Here is a 3,735-nt window from a genome sequence, read left to right on the forward strand (position 1 = left end):
TCCTGGGCGGCGTGGGCGACCAGGTCCTCGGTCTGGTGGGCCCCGAGCGGTCCGCCCTGCCCGGCCCGCCGGGGCCGCGCGGCGCCGACCGGGCCCGCCCGCCGTGGGACGCCGAGGACCGGCAGGGCCCCGGTGCGCGCCGCGCGCCGGCCGACGGGGGCGGGCCCGCCGACGGCTGGGGGTCCGATCCCCAGGAGGTGCGCGAGCCGACCCGCGTCGAGTCCGGCCGGGAACGGCGGCAGGAGCGGGACAGGACCGGGGCCCGCGGCGCCGACCGGGACGGCGCCGCCTACGGCCAGGACGGCCCGTACGGCGGCGACACCCACGGCGGCCCGGGCCGCGGCGACCGCCCGTACGCCGAGGACCGCGTCCGCGGCCGGGGCGAACCGCACGGTGGGTACGGCGGGGACGGCTCGTACGACGGGGGCGGTGGGTACGGCGAGGACCGGCCCCGCGGCCGGCACCGGTCGTACGGCGACGGCGACCGCGGGTACGACACGGACCGTGCCGCCGACGGCGCCCCGTACCGGGACGACCCCGACGACCGCGGCGGCTCCGCGCCGGACCGACTCGTGCGGCACCCCGGTGGCGGCCCGCCCGGCGACGGCGGCGGAGCGTACGGCGGACGGTACGACGAGCGCGACCCTTACGGCGACGGCGATCCGTACGGCGGAAGCGCCCGCGACGCAGCCGCGCCCGGCGGAGCCGCGCGCCCCAGCGCCGACTTCGACGACTGGGACGACGAGTGAGCGGCCCGCCGACCCCGGCTTCCCCCGGGGCCCCCACCCCGGCCGTGTCCCCGGCCCCGGCTCCGCCCTCGGGCCCTGCCCCGCCCCGGCCCCCGGCCTCCTCCGCGACCCCGGCCGTGTCCCCGCCCCCGGCGGCGTCCGCGTCCGCCCCGTCCCCGGAACCGGCCGGGACCGCGGGGCAGGGGGTCGCGCCCCCGCAGGAGGTGCGGCTCATGGCCGAGCGCATGCTGGCCGACGTCCGCGAGGACATCGGACGCGCCGACACCAAGGCGGCCGTCCTCCTGTCCGGCGCGCTCGCCTTCCTCGCCGTCGTCTTCACCCGCGAACCCGCACCGCTGTCCGGGGGCGGCGCCCGCGTCGTGCTCGTCGCCCTCGGCGGCGCGTCCTGGGGCGCGGGGATGCTGATGCTCGTCGCGGTCGTGCTGCCGCGCACCCGCATAGGAGCCGACCGGACCCTGCTGCGCGACCTGGCCTCCGGCGCACCCGCCGGGGCGCTCCGGGACCGGCTCGCCCGGGCGGGCGCCGACCCCGCCGGCTGGCTTCTCGACCAGGCGGGCGTGCACGGCCAGGTCCTGGCCGCCAAGTACCGCTGGCTGCGCGCAGGCGTGCTGTGCCTGGCGCTCGGCCTGGCGCTGGCCCTCCTCGGTGAACTGTGGTGAGAGAGACGATGCGACTGACCGGCACCGGACGGGCGGCGGCGGCCGCCGCCCTGTCCCTCCCCCTGCTCCTGTCCCTCGCGGCGCCGTCGCCCGCCCGGACCCCCGCCGCGCCCCCGGCCGCGCCCGCGGCACCCGCCGAGGGCTCCGACCCCATCGACTTCGCCATCGTCGTCGACCAGTCCGACAGCCTGTCCGACACCGACCTGGCCCGCGAGGTCGACGCCGCCTCCCTGCTCGCCCAGGGCGAGCTGTCCGAACGCTCCCGCGCCGCCGTCATCGGCTTCGGCAGCTCCGAGAAGCCCGGCCAGTCACCCGTGCGCGAAGCGTGCCCGCTGACCACCGCCGACACCGCGGGACGCCAGCGCCTCAGCGACTGCGTGCGGGAACTGTCCCGCCGCGACCCCGCCCGGATGGGCCCCGGCACGGACTTCCCCGCCGCCGTCCGCCAGGCCGTCGACCGCCTCACCGAGAAGGCCGACCCCGCCGTCCCCAAGGTGGTGTTCCTCCTCACCGACGGCAGGCTCGACGTCGGCGACAGCCCCGAGTACGGCACCGACCGCAGCAGCAGGCAGGCCAACGGCCAGAAGAGGCTCGCCGACGAACTCGCCCGCGCCCGCCGCGAGAAGGTCCAGATCTGGCCCCTCGGCTTCGGCAGCGGCATCGACCGGGCCGCCCTCACCGGCATGGCCGAGGGAGGCTACCGCGGCGGCTGCGCCGACCTGCCGTCCGCCACCCCGCGGATGCGGGTCGTCGCCGACTCGGCCGGCATCGACAAGGCACTCCAGGAGACGTTCGCCGCCGCCCGCTGCGCCAGCGTCTCCGACGGCGACCGGGGCCGCCCGCCGGGCGACCTCCACGTGACGATCCCGCCCATCGCCACCGACGGCACCATCACCGTCAGCAAACACGACCCGAAGGTGACCGTCACCTACTACGACCCGCAGGGGCGGAAGGTGCCCACCCAGGGCCCCTTCGACGGCTCCACCTTCGAACTCAGCGGCCAGGACGGGCCCGTGGAGGCCCTCCGGGTGAAGAACCCGCTCCCGGGCCGCTGGCGCGCCCACGTCGAGGCACCCGAGGGCCACCGCGACCGCGAGGTCGCCGTGCGGGCCATCTGGCAGGGCCGGCTGCGCTCCACCGTCACCCTCGACCCGGCCTCGCCGCGCCCCGGCGAGAAGACCGTCGTCGAGGTGCGGATGCAGACCCGGCGCGGCGTCGTCGTCACCGACCCCGCCCAGCTCGCCGGGATCAAGGTCACCGCGCGGCTCGCCGGCGACGGCTTCACCCCTGTCGACGTGCCCCTCGCCGACGACGGCCGGGCCCCCGACCGCGAGGCGGCGGACGTGCGGTTCACCGGCACCGTCACGGTCCCCGCCGGAGCGACCGGCGCGCTGCGCCTCACCACCCTCATGGCGGCCCCCGGCGTCACCTCCGACCAGCGCCCGCTGCACGCCCGCACCAGCAGCGGCACACCACCCGTCACCGCCGGACTGACCCTCGACCGGGCCACCGTCCACCCCGGAGGCAGCGTCGGCGGCACCCTGGCCGTCACCAACAACGACAGCGCCCCGCACACACTGCGCCTCGCCCTCGCCGACCAGGCCGACGGCGCCGCACTGCGCGTCGAACCGGCCACCGTCACGGTCGGCCCGGGCCGCCGGGAGAACGTGCGGGTGACCCTCACCGTCGGCGCCGACTCCCCCCTCGGGGACATCGGCGGCCAGGTCGCCGTCGTCGACACCGGCGACGGCGACCGCGCCTTGGACACCGCGTTCGTCGACGTACGGGTCGACGCACCGCCCACCTGGTGGGAGACCTGGCGGATCGCCGTCCTCGGCGCAGCCGTCGCCGTCCTCGTCGTCGGCACGGTGGTGGCGTTGCGGCTGAAGGCCCGCGCCCGCCGCCGCGACCTCACCGGGATGGTCCTCGAACTGCGCGGCGACGGCCGCCACCTCGGCGAACTCACCGTAAGGGCCGGGCAGACCCAGGGCGGCGCCTTCCACTTCACCGCCGACCGGGTCCGCGGCACCACCCCCGACATCCAGCGGGCCACGGCCGGCGCGCCCGGCGCCCACGCGCTGCGGCGCACCGGCAGCGGCGAGCTGCGGCTGCGGCCGCACCGGGGCCGCGAGCAACCCGTACGGCCCGGGGAGCCCGCCGGGCTCGACGACGGCCTGGAACTCGTCGTCCACGACCGCGCCGCGGGCCGCGCGACCGACCGCGACGCCCTCCGCACGGCACCGGGCCGCCCACCCGCGGCGGACCACGTCGCGGCCGGCGGCACCTGGCGCGCCCGGGTGCCCTTCGCCCGCGGCACCGGCGGGGGC

The 3,735-nt window shown here is 78.7% G+C and carries 2 protein-coding genes and 1 pseudogene; all 3 read left to right on the forward strand.

The window, feature by feature from the left end:
• Positions 1-749: pseudogene (locus BJP40_RS34190) on the forward strand (hypothetical protein); the annotation flags it as partial.
• A 212-nt stretch (positions 750-961) separates the two neighbouring features.
• Complete coding sequence (locus BJP40_RS11990) at positions 962-1,408, forward strand: Pycsar system effector family protein (RefSeq protein ID WP_071280360.1); 447 nt, start codon at positions 962-964, stop codon at positions 1,406-1,408.
• An 8-nt stretch (positions 1,409-1,416) separates the two neighbouring features.
• Positions 1,417-3,735 (forward strand): VWA domain-containing protein (locus BJP40_RS11995; protein ID WP_079171101.1); only part of this gene is annotated, 2,319 nt, incomplete at its 3' end.

This window comes from Streptomyces sp. CC53 (assembly GCF_001865245.1).
Taxonomy (GTDB): domain Bacteria; phylum Actinomycetota; class Actinomycetes; order Streptomycetales; family Streptomycetaceae; genus Streptomyces.